22 protein-coding genes are annotated in these 21,550 nt (G+C 39.9%); 18 read left to right on the top strand and 4 right to left on the bottom strand.

Translation table 11 applies throughout. The features are described 5' to 3' along the window. Positions 1 to 5 precede the first annotated feature (5 nt). The 4 genes from ACSSVW_RS03540 (at position 6) to ACSSVW_RS03525 (ending at position 1,746) form a co-directional block, all read left to right on the top strand. Positions 6 to 485, top strand: a complete 480-nt coding sequence (locus tag ACSSVW_RS03540) for a GNAT family N-acetyltransferase (RefSeq protein ID WP_065979945.1) — start codon at positions 6 to 8, stop codon at positions 483 to 485. Positions 486 to 569: 84 nt separating this feature from the next. After that, the gene (locus tag ACSSVW_RS03535) at positions 570 to 1,001 is read left to right on the top strand and encodes a DUF3859 domain-containing protein (RefSeq protein ID WP_454178870.1); all 432 of its coding nucleotides are present in this window, start codon (positions 570 to 572) and stop codon (positions 999 to 1,001) included. Positions 1,002 to 1,018: 17 nt separating this feature from the next. Then, positions 1,019 to 1,429 (top strand): GFA family protein, encoded by a 411-nt coding sequence (locus ACSSVW_RS03530; protein ID WP_180310836.1) that lies wholly within the window; start codon positions 1,019 to 1,021, stop codon positions 1,427 to 1,429. A 5-nt stretch (positions 1,430 to 1,434) separates the two neighbouring features. Further along, positions 1,435 to 1,746 (top strand): antibiotic biosynthesis monooxygenase family protein, encoded by a 312-nt coding sequence (locus ACSSVW_RS03525; RefSeq protein ID WP_454178869.1) that lies wholly within the window; start codon positions 1,435 to 1,437, stop codon positions 1,744 to 1,746. Positions 1,747 to 2,283: 537 nt separating this feature from the next. On the opposite strand, the gene ACSSVW_RS03520 is transcribed toward ACSSVW_RS03525, so the two are convergent. After that, positions 2,284 to 3,492 carry a porin gene (locus ACSSVW_RS03520; protein WP_075593554.1) on the bottom strand — a complete coding sequence of 403 codons (1,209 nt, stop codon included), beginning with the start codon at positions 3,490 to 3,492 and terminating at the stop codon, positions 2,284 to 2,286. Between the two features lie 171 nt (positions 3,493 to 3,663). Further along, a complete protein-coding gene (locus ACSSVW_RS03515) occupies positions 3,664 to 4,185 on the bottom strand; it encodes a TetR/AcrR family transcriptional regulator (RefSeq protein ID WP_454178868.1) in 522 nt (173 codons plus the stop codon). A gap of 205 nt (positions 4,186 to 4,390) precedes the next feature. On the opposite strand from ACSSVW_RS03515, the gene ACSSVW_RS03510 reads away from it, so the two are divergent. The 7 genes from ACSSVW_RS03510 (at position 4,391) to ACSSVW_RS03480 (ending at position 12,860) form a co-directional block, all read left to right on the top strand. Next, positions 4,391 to 5,977 carry an ABC-F family ATPase gene (locus ACSSVW_RS03510; RefSeq protein WP_074988205.1) on the top strand — a complete coding sequence of 529 codons (1,587 nt, stop codon included), beginning with the start codon at positions 4,391 to 4,393 and terminating at the stop codon, positions 5,975 to 5,977. A gap of 195 nt (positions 5,978 to 6,172) precedes the next feature. Beyond that, positions 6,173 to 6,655: a 5-(carboxyamino)imidazole ribonucleotide mutase gene (gene purE / locus ACSSVW_RS03505; protein WP_065979940.1), complete on the top strand. Its 483-nt coding sequence runs from the start codon at positions 6,173 to 6,175 to the stop codon at positions 6,653 to 6,655. Between the two features lies 1 nt (position 6,656). Further along, complete coding sequence (locus ACSSVW_RS03500) at positions 6,657 to 7,805, top strand: 5-(carboxyamino)imidazole ribonucleotide synthase (protein ID WP_454178867.1); 1,149 nt, start codon at positions 6,657 to 6,659, stop codon at positions 7,803 to 7,805. Between the two features lie 137 nt (positions 7,806 to 7,942). Beyond that, entirely contained in the window at positions 7,943 to 8,173 is a 231-nt protein-coding gene (locus ACSSVW_RS03495) for a DUF2798 domain-containing protein (protein WP_036968356.1), read from the top strand. After that, a complete protein-coding gene (locus tag ACSSVW_RS03490; RefSeq protein WP_454178866.1) occupies positions 8,170 to 9,102 on the top strand; it encodes a YeiH family protein in 933 nt (310 codons plus the stop codon). Before ACSSVW_RS03495 ends, ACSSVW_RS03490 begins: the two co-directional genes overlap by 4 nt. Then, on the top strand, positions 9,099 to 10,262 hold the full coding sequence (locus ACSSVW_RS03485) for an endonuclease/exonuclease/phosphatase family protein (protein WP_036968360.1): 1,164 nt from the start codon (positions 9,099 to 9,101) through the stop codon (positions 10,260 to 10,262). The genes ACSSVW_RS03490 and ACSSVW_RS03485 overlap by 4 nt, the downstream gene beginning before the upstream one ends. 105 nt (positions 10,263 to 10,367) lie before the next feature. Beyond that, complete coding sequence (locus ACSSVW_RS03480) at positions 10,368 to 12,860, top strand: prolyl oligopeptidase family serine peptidase (protein ID WP_454178865.1); 2,493 nt, start codon at positions 10,368 to 10,370, stop codon at positions 12,858 to 12,860. A gap of 74 nt (positions 12,861 to 12,934) precedes the next feature. On the opposite strand, the gene ACSSVW_RS03475 is transcribed toward ACSSVW_RS03480, so the two are convergent. Together ACSSVW_RS03475 and rrtA are read right to left on the bottom strand one after the other, a co-directional pair. Then, positions 12,935 to 13,528 carry a hypothetical protein gene (locus tag ACSSVW_RS03475; protein WP_454178864.1) on the bottom strand — a complete coding sequence of 198 codons (594 nt, stop codon included), beginning with the start codon at positions 13,526 to 13,528 and terminating at the stop codon, positions 12,935 to 12,937. 78 nt (positions 13,529 to 13,606) lie between these two features. Then, positions 13,607 to 14,221, bottom strand: coding sequence for a rhombosortase (gene rrtA, locus ACSSVW_RS03470; RefSeq protein ID WP_374027194.1), 615 nt, complete (start codon positions 14,219 to 14,221; stop codon positions 13,607 to 13,609). 54 nt (positions 14,222 to 14,275) lie between these two features. Between rrtA and ggt the strand changes: the two genes are divergently transcribed. From ggt to ACSSVW_RS03435, 7 genes are all read left to right on the top strand, one after another. Then, positions 14,276 to 16,033: a gamma-glutamyltransferase gene (gene ggt / locus ACSSVW_RS03465; RefSeq protein ID WP_454178863.1), complete on the top strand. Its 1,758-nt coding sequence runs from the start codon at positions 14,276 to 14,278 to the stop codon at positions 16,031 to 16,033. 175 nt (positions 16,034 to 16,208) lie between these two features. Beyond that, complete coding sequence (locus ACSSVW_RS03460; RefSeq protein WP_075593559.1) at positions 16,209 to 17,903, top strand: NAD-dependent malic enzyme; 1,695 nt, start codon at positions 16,209 to 16,211, stop codon at positions 17,901 to 17,903. A gap of 900 nt (positions 17,904 to 18,803) precedes the next feature. Beyond that, the gene (locus ACSSVW_RS03455; RefSeq protein ID WP_454178862.1) at positions 18,804 to 19,244 is read left to right on the top strand and encodes a cupin domain-containing protein; all 441 of its coding nucleotides are present in this window, start codon (positions 18,804 to 18,806) and stop codon (positions 19,242 to 19,244) included. A 60-nt stretch (positions 19,245 to 19,304) separates the two neighbouring features. Beyond that, complete coding sequence (locus tag ACSSVW_RS03450) at positions 19,305 to 19,448, top strand: hypothetical protein (protein ID WP_454178861.1); 144 nt, start codon at positions 19,305 to 19,307, stop codon at positions 19,446 to 19,448. Continuing rightward, on the top strand, positions 19,427 to 20,053 hold the full coding sequence (locus tag ACSSVW_RS03445; protein WP_454178860.1) for a DUF6058 family natural product biosynthesis protein: 627 nt from the start codon (positions 19,427 to 19,429) through the stop codon (positions 20,051 to 20,053). The genes ACSSVW_RS03450 and ACSSVW_RS03445 overlap by 22 nt, the downstream gene beginning before the upstream one ends. 136 nt (positions 20,054 to 20,189) lie before the next feature. Continuing rightward, positions 20,190 to 20,684, top strand: a complete 495-nt coding sequence (locus tag ACSSVW_RS03440; RefSeq protein WP_454178859.1) for a nuclear transport factor 2 family protein — start codon at positions 20,190 to 20,192, stop codon at positions 20,682 to 20,684. A 147-nt stretch (positions 20,685 to 20,831) separates the two neighbouring features. Continuing rightward, positions 20,832 to 21,548 carry an SIMPL domain-containing protein gene (locus ACSSVW_RS03435; protein ID WP_454178858.1) on the top strand — a complete coding sequence of 239 codons (717 nt, stop codon included), beginning with the start codon at positions 20,832 to 20,834 and terminating at the stop codon, positions 21,546 to 21,548. Positions 21,549 to 21,550 lie beyond the last annotated feature (2 nt).

The raw sequence follows: 21,550 nt of genomic DNA, 5'->3' as shown, positions 1-21,550 counted from the left end.
TAGACGTGTCTTGTGATGACAACTATGCCTACGATTTAAGGCCCATACGCCATAAAGATTGCCAAGCAATATGGGAGATTTTAAAAGATCCTCAAGTGCAGTCATTTAATGACTATAAAAGTGATTTAACAAAAGGTGACGTATACGATTTTATTCAAGGGGATATCGAAGGTTTTTATAACCAGCAAGGTATACGTTTAGTTATTGTTTTACGAAGCAATGGCTTAGTAATTGGCAGTATTGGGCTATTTAACATAATAGATGGGCAGGGTGTGTTAGGCTTTGAACTCGCATCTCACTACTTTGGTAAGGGGATAATGCAAAAAGTGCTGTTAGAGTTTTTTCAAAAACTAAATGTGTTTATAACAACTCCTGTCGATAAAGTGCATGCAATTGTTCAACCCGAGAATACAGCTTGCATAAAGCTGCTTGCAAAATGTGGTTTTGAACTTAGCAATGAGTTATGGACAAAACACATCACTTAAAGGTGTTATTATAGTACAAGCTTGTTATGGCAAAATGGCTACTATAAAATGAGCGCCTGTTTAATGAGAGGACCTTAAGTCGGTATGGCCAAAGCTAAACCTGTTTTGACTATTGAAAGTTATGGCATCTACAGTCATTGGGATGCAAAAGAAAAAGACCTACCACAAATCACTGAATTTACCACGGATGTGCCAGCCGAGTTAGATATCGAATTTGGCTTTATTGTTAATATTAAAAAAGCAAAAGGCCAAAAAATTAAGTTCTGTGTGTATCATCCAAATATTCCCGATGATGACGGTGAAATAATGCCGCCATTTGAAGGTGAAGAGTATGTAAAAACAAACGACTGGCAGTTTTACTTAGGCGATACTATCTGGGCGCCTGTTGATAATAAAGTGGGTATTTGGCGCATGACTATTGAGCTAAATGGCCATATAATTGCTGATAAATCGTTTAACTTACTGAAACCAAGCGAAGGCTCAGCCAACGATTTTTGGAAGCATCGCGGCTATTAAAAACCACAAGAGGGAATATGTACCAAGGAAGCTGTTTGTGTAGCAAAGTAACGGTAACAATTGCTGGTGGCATAGATTCAATTATTCATTGCCATTGCTCACTATGCCGTAAAAATTCGGGTACCGCTTATGCGACGAATGGGTTTATTCGCCGTGATGGGTTTGCAATTACACAAGGTAAGCAGTATCTGAGTGCGTTTGAATTTAAAGCCGGTAGAATACGTTATTTTTGTCGCTGTTGTGGCTCGCCTATTTACAGTGAAAATAAAGAGGATATGAGTCGTTTGCGTATACGCTTAGGTCTATTGGACAGCGATATTACAGAGCGTCCGATTAGTCATAACTTTGTCAGTTCGAAAGCCAATTGGGATACCTTCGACAGTGATATTCCATGCTATGATGGTTTTGAACCAAGCAGACGTAAGTAACCATTATGATAGCCACGACGCCCAAACCCCTGTATTACGCAGTTATATTTACGAACACCTTATCTGAGAACACCGCAGGCTATGAAGAAATGGCTAACCGTATGGTTGAGCTTGCCGAGCAACAACCTGGTTTTTTAGGCATGGAATCAGTGCGTGATGGTGTAGGGATTACCGTTTCTTACTGGCAAAGCCTAGATGCTATTAAGTCGTGGAAACAACATGTTGAGCACCGCAACGCTCAACAACTTGGTCGCGATAAATGGTATAACGCATTTACAACACGTATCGCAAAAGTAGAACGTGAATACTCGCTGTAGAATAGCAGTAACAATAAGAACACATCATACTCTATGTTTATTAATTACACTCTCAGCAATTGAGTGGGGAAGTATAATAGTTAATCGCAAGAACGATGGTTCAAGCCCTAAGTAACATCTAATTTAGTCGAATTAACTTTGCAGAGCTGAGTTAATTTTGTTTATCTTTTGCATTTTTGTCGCTTCTTTATTACCAATAACACGTCTTAATTTCGTGCATAAACCCCAGTTGCATTTTGCACCCAGTTACCAGCAAGCCGCATACGTAATATCAGAACAGTGACTTAATTTCTCCCCATGACATCGAAAATACGCTAGGTATGTAAAAGCTCGCAAAATAGAGGAGTAAGGAAAAAATAAGAGTTTTCACAATGGTGTTATCAATAACATCTTTTATGTGTATGTATTTATATTCAATTAGCTTTTAATGATTTGAATGTAATTATCGTTATTGCAGTGTCGTACAGGGTACGTTGGCAGAGAGTTATTTATCTAAAAAATAAAGCCCACGATTGTGGGCTCTAAATTAAAACTTAATTACAATGTGTAATTGAAGCCGATGGCAATACCATCATCTTCGGTTTGCGACATTTGAGCTTCTTGCTCTGCATCATTGCTTGAAAAGTCACTAAAGTCTTTACGCGCTTCGATATACAAAATCGTGTCTTTGCCCATGAAATAGTGTGCGCCTAATACTGCAAACTGACGCTTGAACACATCCTCAGGATCTGCATTAAAGTTTGGCTGGATCACGTAATCGTCACCGGCATCAAACACGTTATAGGCAACAAAAGTACGTAAATTATTGTCGAATCGATAACTTAAAATTGATTCTAACCCGACAGCGTCTTTTATTAAGCGGCCAATGTTATCGGTGTCGTGGTTTTCGTTTTTGTTTATGTTGGCCGATGCATACCAGCCCGGTTTATAAAAGTCACCATAGGTAATGCCCGCACCATAAATTAGATCAGTGACCGATTGATTGCGCCCACCCGCGTATAAAACATCAAATTGTCCACGGTTTACACCCGCTGTTAATTTTAAATTATCAGTAGCAAAATAGGTGAGGGCAGCACCATAGGTTGAATTAAACTCTACTTTTTGCGCAGCGTTATTGCCTTGGTTCCAAAGTACTTCACATGAACTTCGTGATATATCGGCAATATCACATGTATAAAAATCATCAGATTTTAACTGGGCTTGCAGTGCAACATGAAACTTACCCCATGTATTACGGTATTGCAGTACTTTATCACCTCGACCGGTGCCGTTTACTGCACCATCGTCTTTATTATACGTATACACGCCGGCTGCGTTACCATCCCACACTAAACTAAAATTAGTGTTATAAACAACGTCATACCAAGCACCCCATTGTTTACCCAGCGTAATTTGACCATAGTCATCGTGCTTAATACCGACATAACCTAATCGGTTATATAAAAACTCATCCTGAATTGATTCAAAGCGATTATTATAAATAATGTCACTACTGCCTACAGGGTTTACGCCCCATTCTAGTAATGCAAATGCATGCCATCCATTTTGTAATTGGCGCTTAAAATCAAAATTAATGCGTGACGCACCATTAACAACTTCTGTCTGACCTTGCGTGTTTATAATACGCGCATCGATAAAGCCGCCTACTGTGACACTGTTCGTTTCATCTTTGTATATTTCGATTGCATCCACAGTGTAACTTGTGAATAAACCAGCAATCAGCGTGGCAGCGAGTGTTCTTTTCATAGAGTACCTTGTTTTATTATTGTCCCTAAGAGGTATAAATTAACTAAAAGATGAAGACTATCAAAGCTAAAATAAGGTAAAAAGTGAAAAAATATCATGAAAGGTACAGCCTTTGTGGAATATTTATTCATTTTCAGTTCACTTCATTGAATAATCAACGTGTTAGTCAGACTAAAAAATAGACACTTTTTGACTGAGTGTTCTTAGCATTAATTTAGTATTGGGTGTGTCTGCACCTAATCCATACAATAAAGTCATAAAATAACAATCAAGCAAGATTGCGGCTTTTACTTTGTTAAATTGTGGTTGGTCAGCAAAAACTAATGAATGCATTAGATCCATATGCTGCTGTTGAAATGTTTGCGAAAACAATCGTTGGCTAAAAAGCACTTTATAAAAACGATGGTGCAAACAATAAAATTGATAAAAATATTGTGCATAGTGATTAAGCTTAAGTCGGGGAGGGCGATGTATATCGGTCTCTTTTGCACGCTCTAACACATCTTTAAAACGCATGTCTAAACACGCCTCTAAAATTGCCACCTTATCAGAAAAATGATTAAACAAAGTGCCAACAGCAATACCGCTTGCTGTAGATATTTGCCTGGTTGACGTGTCGTTAAAGCCTCTTTCAGTAAAGAGACTCCACGCTTCGTTCAGTATCCGTGAGTGCGTTTGATCGTGCTTTGTCATGTTTAGCCCATTGATTTATATTGATAAATTTTTAAATGAGCGCGCTCATAAGTAAAAGTGAGCATGCTCATTAAAGGTAGACTGCCCATTTGAAATTGTAAAATCACTGCGCGTATTTAAAGAAACTTTCATGGCGTGCAAAGCGGCTTTAGTTTAAAATTGCACGCAGTTTTATTTTTACTTTTACCCGCTGGAGGGTACCGCTATCATTAGTACAGCTAATATCACCATGCAATTTGGTGCTAAACCTTTATTCGAAAATATCTCAGCTAAATTTGGCGATGGCAACCGCTATGGTCTAATCGGTGCAAATGGCTGTGGTAAATCAACGTTCATGAAAATCCTCAGTGGTGAGCTTGAGCCATCAGCAGGAAATGTCAGCACAGATCCAAACGAACGTATCGCAAAACTAAACCAAGACCAGTTTGCTTACGAAGAGTTTTCTGTTATCGACACGGTTATCATGGGTCATAAAGAGCTGTGGGAAGTAAAAAAAGAGCGTGATCGTATTTATAGCTTACCCGAAATGAGCGAAGAAGACGGTATGAAAGTAGCCGATCTTGAGACCGAATTTGCTGAAATGGACGGTTACTCTGCTGAAGCTAAAGCAGGTGAGTTACTTATTGGCGTAGGTATTGGCACTGAACAGCATTACGGTCCAATGTCTGAAATTGCCCCTGGCTTTAAACTGCGTGTGTTACTTGCGCAAGTACTGTTCTCTGACCCAGATATCATGTTACTGGATGAGCCTACCAATAACTTGGATATTTACACCATTAAATGGTTAGAAGACGTGTTAAACCAGCGCGACTGCACCATGATTATCATTTCGCATGACCGTCATTTCTTAAACTCAGTGTGTACACACATGGCTGATATCGATTACGGTGAATTACGTATTTATCCAGGTAATTACGATGAATATATGTTTGCTGCAACACAGGCTCGCGAACGTTTACTAAGCGAAAACGCCAAGAAGAAAAGCCAAATTGCTGAACTTCAACAATTTGTATCGCGTTTCTCTGCAAATGCTTCTAAAGCAAAGCAAGCTACATCACGCGCTAAACAAATTGATAAAATTCAGCTTGAAGAAGTAAAAGCGTCATCACGTCAGAGCCCGTTTATTCGCTTTGAACAAGAAAAGCAATTATTCCGTAATGCACTTGAGTTAACTAACCTTGCACAAGGCTTTGACGAGATGCTTTTCAGCGGCCTTGAGGGCTTAGTGGAAGTGGGCGAGCGCATTGCGATTATCGGTGAAAACGGTGTTGGTAAAACAACACTTTTAAATACTCTTGCTGGGCGTTTAGCACCAAAGCAAGGTGAGTATAAATGGTCTGATAACGCGAACATTGGTTATTATGCACAAGACCATGCAGATGAGTTCGAAAAAGACATGAACTTGTTTGAATGGATGGAACAATGGCAACAAGCAGGAGATGATGAGCAAGTTGTTCGTAGTTTCCTTGGTCGTATGCTGTTTTCACAAAACGACATCAAAAAATCGGTAAAAGTCATTTCAGGTGGTGAGCAAGGCCGTATGTTGTTTGGTAAAATTATGATGCATAAACCAAACATTTTGTTAATGGATGAGCCAACCAACCACATGGATATGGAATCTATCGAAGCGCTAAACTTAGCCCTTGAAGCGTACGAAGGTACATTATTGTTCGTTTCACACGATAGACAGTTTGTATCATCACTTGCAAATCGTATTTGGGAGATTAAAGACGGTAAAATTATCGACTTTAAGGGAACATATACTGAGTACCTAGCAAGTAAAGAAGCGTAATCGTTAAGTTACTGCTTAAAAGCCATGCAAGTCATGGCTTTTTTGTGCTTCTAGAGTCGCATCTTTATGTGACTTAGGTATATAATACACGCCACAAAATAAGGACAAAAGTCCGCTTTTATACCAATTTGCATGATTAAATTATCAGTTGGTATTAATCGCTTTTTTATAAAATAAATTGATTGAGGTGTAAATATGACTGTTGGCATTATTATGGGTTCCAAATCAGATTGGCCAACGATGGAACATGCGGCGTTAATGCTTGAAAAATTCGGCATTGAATACGAAACCAAAGTTGTTTCTGCACACCGTACTCCTCAATTACTTGCCGATTATGCAAGCTCAGCTGCTGAGCGTGGTATAAAAATTATTATAGCGGGTGCCGGTGGTGCTGCGCACTTACCTGGTATGGCTGCAGCGTTTACCTCGCTACCTGTATTAGGTGTGCCTGTTAAATCTAAAACGCTAAACGGTGTTGATTCATTATTATCTATCTGCCAAATGCCTAAAGGTGTTGCTGTCGGTACGCTTGCTATTGGTGAAGCTGGTGCGGCAAACGCGGGTCTACTCGCTGCACAAATTTTAGGTTGCCAACAGCCTGAAATCTTCGCAAAAGTAGAAGCATTCCGCAAAGAACAAACAGAGACTATTTTAGCTAACCCAAATCCTGCAGAGTAATATGAATATTTTGATTTTAGGTGCAGGTCAGCTAGCTCGTATGATGAGTTTAGCGGGCGCACCGCTTGATTTAAACGTGGTTGCTTACGATGTAGGCAGTGAAAAAATTATTCACCCTTTAACGGGTGAAGTTTACAGCAGCACATTACAACAAGCAATCGATAATGCAGATGCTATTACCGCAGAGTTTGAGCACATTCCCGATGATGTCTTAACGCTGTGTTGTCAAAGCAATAAGTTTTACCCGGGCAAAGCAGCCATAAAAACTGGCGGCGACCGTGCATTAGAAAAAGCGTTACTCGATAAAACACACGTAGAGTGTGCGCCTTATCAATTAATCACCGAAAAAGCACATTTAATTGCCGCAGTTGAACGTTTAGGCAAACCGCTGGTAATTAAAACTTGCCAAGCTGGTTACGACGGAAAAGGCCAGTGGCGTTTAAAATCAGATGACGAAATTGAACAAATCTGGTCTGAAATGGCAGACTTTATTGCTTCAGGTACTGACTCTGCGCCACATTCAATCATTGCTGAAAAAATGATCCCATTTGACCGTGAAGTATCAATCATTGGTGCACGCGACAAAGCAGGTAATACGGTTATTTACCCATTAACCGAAAATCAGCATACCAACGGTGTATTAACGCTATCTGTTGCTGGCAAAGAAAAAGCGGCCATTCAAGAGCAAGCTGAGCGCGCGTTTAATAAATTAGCGCAAGAGCTTGATTATGTAGGTGTGTTAGCGATTGAATTCTTTGACGTGCAAGGTACATTGCTCGTTAATGAAATTGCGCCACGTGTGCATAACTCAGGTCACTGGACGCAGCAGGGCACTCACTGTTCGCAATTTGAAAACCATATGCGCGCAGTGGCGGGTTTACCTCTTGGTAGCACGGAGTTACTTCGCCCAACAGCGATGATTAACGTGTTAGGCCAACCGTCTATCCCTCAATCAGTGCTGGCTACACACGACGTTACGAGTCACTGGTATGGCAAAACAGCAAAGCCGGGTCGCAAAATGGGGCACATTAATGTCTCTGCCGCTAATCTTCATCAACTGGGTGAGCGTTTAGCGGCACTCGCCGAAATTCTGCCAGAAGAAGATTACCCAGGTGTCGCAAACACCAGTACACAGTTGATTTTAAACTAATCAGTTTAAATTGCTAAAAGCCGAGGTCTTCTCGGCTTTTTAATGCCATTACATGTATTTACGTCTCTTGTCTCAAAGAGCTTGCGTCTATAAATTCTTCCGATAGACTCCTATTTTTATACTAATATTAGCGTGCTATGTTCCATCCACGATTACAAACTGTCGTATTTGCGTTTTTTATGGCGTTATTTATGTCTGGTTTTATGTCATTGGTGATCAGCATTTTTAACGTTGGTTTTGTCGATAATATTGTGATTCTTTGGTTAAAAGCATGGGCTTTTGCTTTTTGTGTTGCATTTCCTACTGTGATTTTAATCGCGCCTTTAGTGCATAAATTAACAAACAGACTGATAAGAGCCCCGTTGTGATTGCTGAACGTCCCAAACAACTTCTTTTTATTGCGTTATTCTTAATCTCGGCTATTCCTTTTGTAGGTTCTGCTACCTCGCTCATTGTAGGGGCTTTATTTGCTATTATTTTGGGTAACCCCTTTGCAGCTCTCTCTCAAAAATTGAGTAAGATAATGCTCAAAATTGCTGTCATAGGTTTAGGGTTTGCTGTTGATTTTAATCAAGTTATTGAAGTAGGGCGCAGCTCTATCGTACTCACCATTGTTAGCATTACAGCCATAATTGGACTTGGTGAAATTTTATCTCAGTTATTTAAACTGAATAAAAATACTGGGGTATTGATATCGTTTGGTACGGCAATTTGTGGTGGGAGTGCGATAGCAGCTATGGCCCCCGTGATAAAAGCAAAAGATCATGAAGTCGCCATTTCACTCGCGGTTGTTTTTTTATTAAACGCGCTAGGTCTGGTGCTATTTCCAATGATTGGTCACTATCTTGGTCTAACAGAACAGCAATTTGGTGTATGGGCCGCACTTGCAATACACGATACCAGTAGCGTTGTTGGTGCATCAGCTGCTTATGGCGCATCAGCATTAGCGATTGCAACCACCATAAAGTTAACCCGAGCAATGTGGATTATTCCTTATACAAGTATTGCGGGAGTTTTTTGGAAATCCGATGAAAAAGCAAGTATCCCTTTGTTTATAATTGGATTTTTAGCAGCAGCACTGATAAATTCAAGCTTAACAGAGTATCAACCTCTTTGGCATGCATTGAATATTGGCGCGAAACAAATATTAGTTATGACGCTATTTTTAATTGGCAGTGGCTTATCTGTTACAGTGCTTAAGCAAGCTGGTATTAAACCTTTTATCATGGCAATGATCTTATGGATCATCGTCAGTAGTATTATTTTACTTTTAATAGTAGATGGATTTATTTCATGAAAAACGCCTTATTAACGTCTTCAATTGCACTTGCAACTGGTTTATTTGCAACTAACCTTGTTGCTGCCGACTTACGCGTTGCGACTTTTAACGTCAGTATGGACGCAACAAACTATGCAAGCAAAGGCGAAGCAATCGATAAAGACGCGCTCAGTAAAGCGCTTGCAAGTAACCACCAGCAAATTCGTAATATCGCAGAAATTATTCAACGCGTCAGACCTGATGTTATTTTACTCAATGAATTTGATTACATCGATGCAGATAAAGGCATTAATGTTTTTCGTAAAAATTATCTACAAGTCTCACAAAATAAGCAGGTTGCAATAGATTACCCGTATGCTTTCATTGCGCCGGTTAATACAGGTTTACCCACTAATTTTGACCTAGATAAAGATGGTGTAAAGGGGCATTACAAAGGCGACGCACACGGTTTTGGCTTCTTTGAGGGGCATTATGCGATGGCTGTACTCTCGCGTTATCCTATTGATTTAGAAAAAGCCCGTACACTGCAAACATTCAAATACAAAGATATGCCAAACGCGCAAATGCCTATCGACCCTAAAACAGGTAAAGACTGGTATTCAAAAGAAGCGTGGCAAGCTATTCATTTAAGCTCAAAATCGTTTTGGGATTTACCCATAAATGTAAAAGGGAAGACATTCCATTTATTAGCTTCGCATCCTACGCCACCTGTATTTGATGGTGATGAAGACCGTAACGGCAAGCGCAACCATGATGAAGTTAGACTGATTGCTGATTACATTAACAACGAAAACTACCTCTATGATGATAAAGGCCAACAAGGTGGCTTAAAACCGAATAGTCGGTTTGTAATTGTTGGTGATTTAAATGCTGCACCAGAAGGGGATAAAGCACGCCCAACGACAACGGATCAAATATTAAAAAATCCACATGTTAATGCGTCGTTTACACCATCGAGTAAAGGTGCAAAAGAGTCTTATAAAGACAGTTACGCTAAAAATTACACCGCATATTGGCAAGCACGTGCTGATTATGTACTGCCATCAAATTACGGTATTGAAATTAAAAATGGGGGGGTATTTTGGCCAACCAAAGACAGCGAATTGTACCGTTTAATTAAAGACCGTAATGCGTCTTCTGATCATCGCATGGTGTGGCTCGATATTTCGTTAAAATAAGCTGTTATTAAACGGAAAAGTTTGGCTGTTTATCCTATTAAAATTGCTATTTCATCAGTGCTTCTGCTTAAATAAGGCGAATTATAATTACCTGTAAGAAGCACTATGAAATTCAAAACCACTGCTAACAAAACGTTAGTGGCTCTCGCAGTCGCATCTAGCTTCATGCTAGCTGGTTGTCAAACAACCGCCTCAACTGCAACAGAAGTAAGTCCTACTCAAGTTGCTCCAATGGTTGCTACACCCGTAGACACTGGTTCATCTGAAATTACATTAGAGCAAGCTATGGCTCACCCTGATTGGCTTGGTCGTCAGCCTGAGCGCGCTTTTTGGAATGGTGACTCTAAAAGCATCGTTTATGCGCAAAAGCAACAAGGTAACGAATTACGTGACTTATATGTTCAAGCGGTTAATAGCCAGTCTGCATCTCAAGTTGCGTTAAATAAACTACACACTGTTGGTGCAAAAAATGCTGTTTATTCAACAGATAAAAAGCAACAGGCCTATGCATTTGAAGGCAATATTTTTGTTAAAAACTTGAGCTCAGGTCAAATAACGCAGATCACACACGACAGTGCACAGCAATCAAAACCGCAGTTTTTAACCGACGGCAACCTTGCTTACCGCCAAGGTAATGCATTTTATAAAGTTGATTTAGCGACAGGTCGTCAAGTAGAGCTTGTAAATCTGCATTTAGACGATGCACCAAAAGGTGTTCAAGAGCCTGACACGTATATTGCAAAAGAACAGCATAAATTAATTGATTACATTGCACTTACGCACAAAAATAAAAAAGATCGTGAAGCGCGTGAAGAACAAATCAAAGAGCAAAACGACAGCATTGCAAATTCACAGTTTTATTTAGGTAAAGGTAAGCGTTTAGCCGATGTGCAGCTTTCACCAAATGGCCAAGCATTAGTTGCAGTAACCACCGAAAGCCGTCCATGGCGTGATGAAGGCGATATTATGCCTAATTACATTGTTGATGATGCGCGAGTTAAAGCAGAAAAAGTACGTCGCCGTGTTGCAGATGAAAAACCAATCAGCTCAGATGTTATTTACATTGACCTTAAATCGGGTGAGCAAACAACACTGGCGTACGACACATTACCAGGCTTTGATGAAGATGTACTTGCCGCGGTTAAAAAAGAAAACTACGCCCGTGATGGCAAAACTTACAAGTCTGAAAAAGCACCACGTGCAATTAATCTAATGATGGACTGGGGTTGGGATCAAAGTGCAATCCAATGGAACACCGATGGCTCAAAGGTTGCGCTTATGCTTGAAGCATGGGACAACAAAGACCGTTGGTTAGCAACTGTTGATACAAAGAACAACACTCTTGTTTCTCAACACCGCTTACACGATGATGCGTGGGTTAACTATGCATACAATGACTTTGGTTGGTTAAATAACTCAGATACGCTTTACTACTTATCAGAAGAGTCTGGTTACAGCCATATCTATAAAAAGCCGCTAAACGGTAAAGCAACACAACTTACTAAAGGTCAGTTTGTTGTTTCAAACCTAACATTAACCGCGGATAACTCAGCAATTTACTACAAAGCAAATGTTGAGCACCCAGGTCTATACGAAATTTACCGTGTAAATCCTGCTAACGGTGAGTCTGAGCAAGTGACTAACCTAGACGGTATGACTGATTACCAGTTAAGTCCAGATGAAAGCAAATTACTGCTAACTCACTCAAAAATTATGTCGCCACCAGAGCTATATGTTGCTGATGCAAAAGCAAATACACAAGTAACTCAGTTAACGCATACGGTGTCTGACGAGTTTTTGGCTAAGAAGTTAATTGCGCCTAAAATTGTTGCTGTGCCTTCAAGCCACACTGATCAACCTATTTACGCAAAAGTGTATTACCCCGCTGACTATAAAGAAGGCGAAACAGGTAAAAATCGTAAAGCAGTTATCTTCAACCACGGTGCAGGTTACTTACAAAACTCTCACATGGGATGGTCTGGTTACTTCCGCGAGTTTATGTTCCATTCACTATTAGCATCTGAAGGCTATGTAGTCATGGATATGGATTATCGTGCGTCGAAAGGGTATGGCCGTGATTGGCGAACTGCAATTTATCGTCAAATGGGCACACCAGAGATTCAAGATTTAGCCGATGGCGTAAACTGGATGGCTGAAAACGCGAATGTTGATACACAAGCTGTTGGCACGTATGGCGGTTCTTACGGTGGCTTCATGACGTTTATGGCACTATTTACCCAACCTGATTTATTTAAAGCGGGTGCTGCACTTCGTCCAGTGACCGATTGGGCTCATTACAACGGACCTTATACGTCTAACATCTTAAATCATCCAGATGTTGACCCGATCGCCTACGAAAAGAGTTCACCAATTTACTTTGCTGAAGGCCTGAAAAGTCATTTATTAATTAATGCGCCTATGGTTGATGATAACGTATTCTTCCAAGATTCAGTGCGTTTAGTACAACGTTTAATTGAGCTTGAAAAAGAAAACTTTGAAACAGCCATCTTCCCAGTTGAACCCCATGGTTTTGTACAGCCATCAAGCTGGTTAGATGAATACCGTCGTATTTATAAGCTATTTAAAGAAACGCTTTAATACTATTGAGTAATTTAAAAACAGCCACTTTAAGTGGCTGTTTTTTTATTTATATTATGATTATTTCAATGGGTCTATTTGCAGTGAAATGTGCTTACATTGAGCACTTTTGTATACTGTTCTGATTCGCCTTTAAAAATTAAATCATCGCTCACTAAGCTCATCTTAAAGTTCTTTATCCATGATAGCTTGGCTATAAACTCTAATTCATAGCGATTAAAGGATGCAGGGCACTTTAAATACACATAATGATGCGCTTTGCCAAAAGCACCGGGGTCCGCTGTATAGACATAGAAAGTACGGTCATTAAGTGTGTATTCTTGATAAATGTAGTCTTTATGTGAGCCGAAGGTCGCATCCAGAAACATAACTAAGCCTGCCCCAGTAATCATCAAGCAAGCATACAAAAAACTCAATATAAGTGTGATGTTTGCGATTATTCTATTTTTAAAAAGCGCACTTACTTCCTGGTATTTCATGAGTAATAAGGTGAAGCCCAAAATAGCTGAGGCAAATACAATAATATTTTTTACCTGAGAGACATCACTCATATACCTTGGCGATATAAACTGTAAATTAATAAATGAGCTTAAAAAGCTAAGCAGTAAAGGGCCGTAAAGGCAAAGTGCGATGAGACCAAGATAAAAATAGCCATTATTCTTTATCATTTAAAATTCCTTTTTCGTATTAACAATTTTTCGTGTTAAAAAAGAACACAGCTAAAAAAAGCGTGCAAAGTTATGAAATTACTCGCGATGTTTAATAACTTTAATCAGTACAGGCAAAGCCAGCACAGTGCCGCCAACTGCACCGATAAAGTGAGCATCAATGGCAACATTTGACGCAATCAATTGGCTAACTGATTCACTAGGGCCTGCAACTTGCTCCCACACTACTTTTGCCCAGGTGCCTATAAATAACAACCAGCCACTTAGCATACCTGCTTGCACATCTTTGACAGCGCCCCAAATAATAACACCGTGCAAGAGTGCACTCAGTCCAGTGTATATTTTTATATCAGGGCAAAATAACCATACGCCTAAACCACACCATAAAGCCAAAACAGCGGTATTAAAAGCATACCTAGCAGGGGAGGTATGTTCTGCATGCAATGCCCATATTAATAAAATTCCGGCGCAATTTAAGGCTAAATGCGGCCAATTTGCATGTACAAATTGACTCGTGAAAATACGCCAAAATTCACCATCTGCAACTAAATTACGGTTAAATTCTAAATAATCATTTAAGTTAAACGCAGCAAAAAGGGTACTAATCAGCATTAAACACAGTGGCGGCAGTACATATTGTGGTTTCAGAGGAAGGTTGATCATGTTATTTTTGTTGTATCTTAAATTTTGCATATTGTGCACGTTTAATTTTAAGATGCCAATTAAACACCGGGATTAAGTTTATTTATGTTATTCAAAACAAAAGCACTTATTGTGCTCTCTTCGTCATTAATTTATACAACGTCAATTTTTGCAGCCCCAACTAAGGTTGAAACGCGTGAGCCTGAAGCCGCAACAGGCTTTGCGCATAAACAGGTCGTTGAAGGCACTAAATACATGGTTGCTGCTGCAAATCCGTATGCAGTAAAAGCCGGTCAAAAAATGTTAGAACTGGGCGGCTCAGCGGTAGACGCAGCCATTGCAACTCAACTGATACTTACACTGGTTGAGCCGCAATCATCGGGCATAGGTGGTGGGTCGTTTTTGATGTATTTCGACAACAAAAACAAAAGCCTAACCACTTTCGATGGTCGTGAAACAGCGCCAAGCCATGCTGATGAAACTCTTTTTTTAGACAAACATGGTAAAGCAGTAAAATGGATTGAAGCAGTTGTGGGTGGTCGCTCAGTAGGTGTACCAGGGATTTTACATGCCTTTGCAAGCGCGCATAAACGTTATGGTAAATTGCCATGGCACACGCTGTTTAAACCGGCAATTGAGCTGGCAGAGCAGGGGTTTGTTGTATCCCCTCGTTTGCATAAGTTGCTGGCAAAAGAGCTAAACCCTGGCGTTACAACGTTACCCGTCATTCGTGATTACTTTTTCCCTGATGGTAAGCCACTGGCTGTCGGGTCTGTAAAAAAGAACCCTGAATTAGCGGCTCTTTATAAAGACATAGCATCGCAGGGCATTGATGCCTTTTATAAAGGTGAGAATGCCAAACAATTAGTGCATGCAGTACAAAACTCAGTGGTTGCACCAGGCACGTTAACAGAAGCAGACCTTGCTAACTACCAGAGTAAAGAGCGTGCCCCTGTGTGTGTGGATTACCGTCAATACGAAGTATGCTCAATGGCCCCTCCGAGTAGTGGGGGTGTTGCGGTATTACAAATTTTAGCGTTGCTAGAACACAAAGATATGGCCAAGCTTGCACCTAACTCAGTACAAGCATTGCATTACTTTACCCAGGCATCACGTTTAGCGTTTGCAGACCGTAATGTATACATGGGCGATCCTGATTTTATGGCTATTCCAACGGACGGTTTATTAGATAAAAATTACCTAGCAAGCCGTGCTAAGTTGATTACTGAAAAAGATGCCCACGCAGAGGCTGGAACGCCTCCTAACTCATTGGCCTACGCGCAGGATGACGCTTATGAATTACCGTCAACGTCGCATGTATCAATTGTAGACAGCGAAGGCAATGCTGTATCAATGACCAGTTCAATTGAAATGGCTTTTGGTTCAACAGTTATGGTGAACGGGTATATTTTAAACAACCAGCTTACTGACTTTGCTTTATCGCCAACGAAAGATGGTAAACCACTCGCTAACCGTGTTGAGGCAGGTAAACGTCCGCGTAGTTCTATGTCGCCAGTAATGGTATTTAACAAAGACGGTAGCTTACGATTAGTCGTGGGTTCACCGGGTGGAAGCCGAATTATTGATTATGTAGCGCAGGTTGTTGTGGCTGTTCTTGATTGGGATTTAGATGCACAAGAGGCAATTAATTTACCACGTATCACAAATCGTAATAATTACACCAGTCTTGAAAAAGGCACCGAACTTGCCAACCACGAAGCCGATTTTGTTAACCGAGGTCACCAAGTTCGCATCTTAGATTTAAACTCTGGTTTACATGCTGTTGAACTAAAAGACGGTAAACTTTATGGTGCTGCAGATCCACGCCGTGAGGGCATTGCTTTAAGTGATAAAAGCCACTAAAAATAGGCTCAGCAGCCTTAAAGCTGCTGAGTTTTCATGTATACTTAGCTTTATGCCTTTTAGAGCATAAAATTCATTTTCTTCAATGGTCTGACAAGGTGGATTGTCATTGCAATTTAACCTTCAACAGTAATAATGTCAGATCATAATTATGACGCCATCAAAGCTTGGAAATATGACTACAAATACCGATCCGAATTATCTTTATATTCCTTATTCAGGCCCAGGTCTGATCGAAACGCCACTATTAAATAAAGGCAGTGCATTTTCACAAAAAGAAAGGGAAAGTTTCAACCTAGCCGGTTTACTGCCACCGCGTTATGAAACAATTGAAGAGCAAGTTGAGCGTTGTTACCAACAATATTCAAGTTTTAGCGACAACTTAAACAAACATATTTACTTACGTGCTATTCAAGATAACAACGAAACACTTTACTACCGTTTAGTGCGTGACCATCTTGAAGAAATGATGCCGATTATTTATACCCCGACAGTGGGAGACGCTTGCGAAAAGTTCTCTGATATTTATCGCAGTGCACGTGGCTTATTCATTTCGTACGAAGATCGTTTCCAAATCGACGATATCTTGCGCAATGCGACGAAAGGCAAAGTAAAGGTTATCGTTGTAACTGATGGTGAGCGTATTCTAGGCCTTGGTGACCAAGGTATTGGGGGCATGGGTATTCCAATTGGTAAGCTGTCGCTTTACACCGCATGTGGTGGTATAAGCCCAGCATACACATTACCTGTTATGCTTGATGTGGGTACCAACAACGAAAAACTACTTAACGATCCTATGTACATGGGTGCTCGCCATAAACGTATTTCGCAAGAAGAATACGACGAGTTCCTTGAGCTATTCATTAAAGCAGTAAAACGTCGCTGGCCAAGCGTGCTACTTCAATTTGAAGATTTCGCACAACCGAATGCAATGCCATTGCTTAAACGTTACCGTGACGAAATTTGTAGTTTTAACGACGACATTCAAGGTACTGCAGCTGTTACAGTTGGTTCATTACTTGCGGCGTGTCGTGTTAAAGGTGCTAAGTTATCAGAACAAAAAGTTGTGTTTGTTGGCGCAGGTTCAGCAGGGTGCGGTATTGCAGAGCAAATCATCAGTACGATGGTTGCTGAAGGCATTTCTGACGAGCAAGCGCGTTCACAAATATACATGGTCGATCGCTTTGGTCTACTAACAGAAGGAATGGAAGGTCTTCGTGATTTCCAAGATGCTTTATCGCAATCAAAAGAAAACTTAAAAGACTGGACTTACAGTGGCGAATACGCCTCGCTTCTTGATGTAATGCACTGCGCTCAACCAGATATCCTTATTGGTGTATCGGGTCAACCTGGCTTATTCACTGAGCAAGTTATTCGTGCAATGCATGCCTCGTGTGCGCAGCCAATTATTTTCCCACTTAGCAACCCGTCTAAGCAGGTAGAAGCACTGCCAGCAGATGTTATAGAATGGACCGACGGACAAGCCATTGTCGCCTCAGGAAGCCCATTTGAACCTGTTGAATACAACGGCCAGTTATTCCCAATCCCACAATGTAATAACAGTTACATTTTCCCTGGTATTGGTTTAGGTGTAATTGCTGCAAAAGCAACCCGTATCACAGATGCAATGCTTATTGTATCAAGTGAAACGTTAGCAGAGTCTTCACCACGTGCAAACACTGGTCAAGGTAGCTTATTGCCAGCACTAACTGAAATACAAGCATTGAGTAAACGTATTGCGTTTGCTGTTGCTAAAAAAGCGATGGAAGAAGGTGTGGCACTAGAACTAACAGACGACGCGCTGTGGGCTGCTATCGAAAAGAATTATTGGTTACCTGAATACCGCAACTACAAGCGACGTAGTATTTAAACTAAAGCATTTAAACTAAAGCATTTAAACTTAAGTATTTAAACTTAAGTATTTAAACTTTAAATATTAATAGAAACCAAAGCCTTCGCGCTTTGGCTAAATGACAAAGGGGACCTAAAATAGTAGGTCCCCTTTTTTTGTATAAAAATACATGCACTCAACACCAGTAACACAATTGTCGAGCTAAGATGAGTCGATACTGGACTAATTGCTATTAAGTAACGCAATTTCATCGGCTTTTATTTTCTGCTAAACAGCTTCGTTAAGAGAGTAATCAAGGATTCAAAGGGATAAAGTGCGCTCTTGTAGAACAATTCTCCCATTGTGAAATGTATAAGTTAGTAAGCTATGCCAACTAAACAACCAGCCTCACAAAACCTAATATTTTTATTAGAGTGAACCATATTCTATTTACTATATTATTAGTTTTTTAAATTTATCGAGTAAAGATCTGACCTGTTTTGTTTATTACAAAAAGATTGATTGGAATTAATGTCTTTTCTTCTGGTATCGCTGTAAGGTGGTTAATTATTACTCGTTCTTATTAAAGTAACGTCGTTTGGGTAACCCCATGTTTAATTCGAACTTTCATCTTACTTATCTACAACATGCATCCCTAGCCAAATAACAACGTGTGCATGGTTTCTAGTTTGCTACATCACGATTAGGTGACATACATAGTTATTTTACGGATAACAGTAATACATAGAGTATTTTTAAGTCTTTAATTTTATAGTCAATTTACTGAATTATAAATTAGCCAGACTGTAATTTATTTTTAAATGATACCTAGCAAGAATCCTATTAAGTGGCTGCTGCCAGCCCAAAACACTGGGCGCTTTTTTTGCCGCAGAGCCATGCATTAAGCAACTAACCGATTTTTTAACTCAGGAGAGTAAAATGAAGAAGGAAATGATCCAAACTGCAGTCATTGGACTGATAGCGTTATTAGCATTCAGTGCAGGTGCAGTAGATAAACCAATTTCGGCTTCGCCGAAAGACAAAGATCTTAAGTGGGGACCTTGTCCGGCATTTTTTCCAACAGGTTGCGAGCTAGCCGTGTTGCAAGGAGACCCGGCAGAGCCAAACGCAGATTTGTATTTCAAGATCCCAGGAGGATACAAATTTCCAGCTCATTGGCACACATCTGCAGAGCGCATGGTATTGGTGTCCGGTGAAATAAACGTTCAGTACCACGGGCAGCCTACAATCCACCTAAAAAAAGGTATGTATGCGTATGGCCCAGCTAAAGCAGTACATAAGGGCAAATGCATAAGTAAAAAGGACTGTGTGCTAGTAATCGCTTTTGAAGAGCCCGTTGATGCGCACGAGCATAAATAACCTCAGCGTTTGGAGACCGCTTAACGCGGTTCCCAACTTGTTTCTGTAAGGCATATAAGCATGTTATGGTCATGGCAAAAGGCAGCAAAAATAAAAAAGCCTGTTGTTAAACCATTATTTATACCTCAACTTGCTACGCTAGCAGGCATGGGGCGTCAGTTTTTCAAGGAATATTTTAGCAAATGGATCTTATCAATTATCTAAGTGAACACTTTTATACAAAACAGCAATTACTTGATTTAGCCAAAATTAGTGAAGCTGAGCTTGAGCATTTTCAAGAAAAAAAAGTGATGCCAAGCTGTTCATATAAATTAGCATTAAATTATTCTTGCGATTCATTTTTTGGTGAGTTTAATAACCAAAACGACATTGAATATTATGCTAAGGGATATTTATCTTGGCTTGGTATGCTTAAGGTAACTCCTAATCCGCACGATGTTTTCAATATTTTTTCCCAACGATATACAAATTCAATATCAGAATTAAAAAAGTCAGGGTTTAGCGCTAATAATGCACTCGTCAATTCAAAGCTTGAAGCCCATATTGAAAAAGAGTGGGAGCATTTATTGAATGGAATTTATGGCTTATGCACAAAGTCTGGGCTTCCTGAAGAGATAGCAAGTAAAGAGTTAGCTGTATTACAAATCGGTGAGATTTTAGAGCAAGATAAAGCAAACATTGATCTTGTACAATTAACTAAAGCGGTTAATTTATTAGACAAATCGAGCGCTTTGTTTGCTCCACATGAGCGGCTTAAAAGCTCTAGGCATCGTTTAATTGATGAAGTGCGACGTGAATATAAACTCTAAAGCTTGCACGAATTTAAAGCGCTGCGCCTAACAAGGTGCTCTGTTTCTTTCAGCTCCATTTTAGCCACATTTTTTGCCCATATTAAGGGCAAGAAATACATGAACATTCTGACAACAGCGTGTATAGGAGAAATATATGAGTACAGGGAAAATAGCGATTAGAGTTGTGTTGTTTGCAATTTCCATAACCCTTGTAGGGTGTGAATTAAATGCAAAAAGTAGCGCAGAAACTGCTTTAGAGGAATCTAACTTAAAGAAGGCGTTGTATTGCATGGAAATCCTCGAAAATAGACCAGATCTTGAGCCTAAGCATCGAATAGATATTTTGCGTAATGAATGTTACAGCGAACATTTTATTGAGCATTCACCAAACATACCTGATGGCCGTGATTCGCTGTTGAGTTTGTTTGAGAGCCGTTATAAAAAGTACCCTAAACTGTCAATGTCCATTAAGCGAACTGCTTCTGACGGTGATCTTGTTTGGCTTCACCTTCATGTAAAACATACACCTGAATCACTTGGCGGTGCAGCAATCCAAATATTTCGGATGGAAGAAGGTAAAATTGTTGAGCATTGGGGAGTTGGGCAGTCTGTTCCAAAGGAATCTAAAAACATTAATACAATGTTTTAATCCTGATGTGTAAATAAAAAGCGCATAAAATAATGTTGTTCAAAGCCGTGTTGTTTCGAGCGTTAAGCTTCTAGTTTAAGCTTGTTCATTGCTAATTAACCTTATAAGGTATTTAATAGTTCACGTTTATACAAAAGGAACAAGGTTATGAATAAATTTGTTTTTTCATCTATTGCCGCATTTATGAGTTTTAATGTTTTTGCCTTGGCAACGCCAGACGCTCCGCATATTTATATTCAAGGTAATGCGTCTATCACCACAATCCCCGACAACGTAAAACTAACGGTCGCAATTGTAGAAATTGATAAAGACTTAATCGCCGCTAAAAATAAAGCCGACAATACAATGGCAAAAGCTATAAAGCTTGCAAAGTCAAAAGGGGTAGAAGAAAAGGGCATTTATGCGTCTAATATTTCTATTCAACGCGAAACGGAATATAACCGTGAAACAGGCAAACAAAAATTCGTTGGATACCGTGTAACTCGTAATTTATCACTCACGCTCACTGATACAAAACAGTACCCTGTTTTACTTCAACAACTCGTAAACTCAGGTATTAATGAAATAAATCAAACACAGTTTGTATCGAGCCGATATGAAGAGCTACAAAAGCAGGCACAAAAACTGGCAATTAAAGATGCCCGTGCCGCAGCAAAAGAGTTTGCCAATGATTATGGTGTTGAGTTAAAAGGCCTTTATACGGCTTCAAATAGCCCACTCGACACGGGAGTGCAACCCTACATGAGAGCTGAAAAAATGGTTATGGCTGATGCAGCACCGAGTAACTATGTACCCGATGCATACAATGGGGGTGAAATAACCATCACCGCAAGTAGCTATGCGGTCTATTATATCGAAAATTAAAC

The organism is Pseudoalteromonas sp. MBR-15 (assembly GCF_053628915.1).
The sequence above is the reverse complement of the archived record's forward strand: the minus strand, read 5'-3'. Positions and strand labels throughout refer to the sequence as shown.

Bases quoted from the DNA above. Each gene is read 5' to 3' on its own strand.
- ACSSVW_RS03535 (WP_454178870.1), top strand. From the start codon at position 570: ATGGCCAAAGCTAAACCTGTTTTGACTATTGAAAGTTATGGCATCTAC.
- ACSSVW_RS03530 (WP_180310836.1), top strand. From the start codon at position 1,019: ATGTACCAAGGAAGCTGTTTGTGTAGCAAAGTAACGGTAACAATTGCT.
- ACSSVW_RS03525 (WP_454178869.1), top strand. From the start codon at position 1,435: ATGATAGCCACGACGCCCAAACCCCTGTATTACGCAGTTATATTTACG.
- ACSSVW_RS03520 (WP_075593554.1), bottom strand. From the start codon at position 3,492: ATGAAAAGAACACTCGCTGCCACGCTGATTGCTGGTTTATTCACAAGT.
- ACSSVW_RS03515 (WP_454178868.1), bottom strand. From the start codon at position 4,185: ATGACAAAGCACGATCAAACGCACTCACGGATACTGAACGAAGCGTGG.
- purE (WP_065979940.1), top strand. From the start codon at position 6,173: ATGACTGTTGGCATTATTATGGGTTCCAAATCAGATTGGCCAACGATG.
- ACSSVW_RS03500 (WP_454178867.1), top strand. From the start codon at position 6,657: ATGAATATTTTGATTTTAGGTGCAGGTCAGCTAGCTCGTATGATGAGT.
- ACSSVW_RS03495 (WP_036968356.1), top strand. From the start codon at position 7,943: ATGTTCCATCCACGATTACAAACTGTCGTATTTGCGTTTTTTATGGCG.
- ACSSVW_RS03485 (WP_036968360.1), top strand. From the start codon at position 9,099: ATGAAAAACGCCTTATTAACGTCTTCAATTGCACTTGCAACTGGTTTA.
- ACSSVW_RS03480 (WP_454178865.1), top strand. From the start codon at position 10,368: ATGAAATTCAAAACCACTGCTAACAAAACGTTAGTGGCTCTCGCAGTC.
- ACSSVW_RS03475 (WP_454178864.1), bottom strand. From the start codon at position 13,528: ATGATAAAGAATAATGGCTATTTTTATCTTGGTCTCATCGCACTTTGC.
- rrtA (WP_374027194.1), bottom strand. From the start codon at position 14,221: ATGCAAAATTTAAGATACAACAAAAATAACATGATCAACCTTCCTCTG.
- ggt (WP_454178863.1), top strand. From the start codon at position 14,276: ATGTTATTCAAAACAAAAGCACTTATTGTGCTCTCTTCGTCATTAATT.
- ACSSVW_RS03460 (WP_075593559.1), top strand. From the start codon at position 16,209: ATGACTACAAATACCGATCCGAATTATCTTTATATTCCTTATTCAGGC.
- ACSSVW_RS03455 (WP_454178862.1), top strand. From the start codon at position 18,804: ATGAAGAAGGAAATGATCCAAACTGCAGTCATTGGACTGATAGCGTTA.
- ACSSVW_RS03450 (WP_454178861.1), top strand. From the start codon at position 19,305: ATGTTATGGTCATGGCAAAAGGCAGCAAAAATAAAAAAGCCTGTTGTT.
- ACSSVW_RS03445 (WP_454178860.1), top strand. From the start codon at position 19,427: ATGGATCTTATCAATTATCTAAGTGAACACTTTTATACAAAACAGCAA.
- ACSSVW_RS03440 (WP_454178859.1), top strand. From the start codon at position 20,190: ATGAGTACAGGGAAAATAGCGATTAGAGTTGTGTTGTTTGCAATTTCC.
- ACSSVW_RS03435 (WP_454178858.1), top strand. From the start codon at position 20,832: ATGAATAAATTTGTTTTTTCATCTATTGCCGCATTTATGAGTTTTAAT.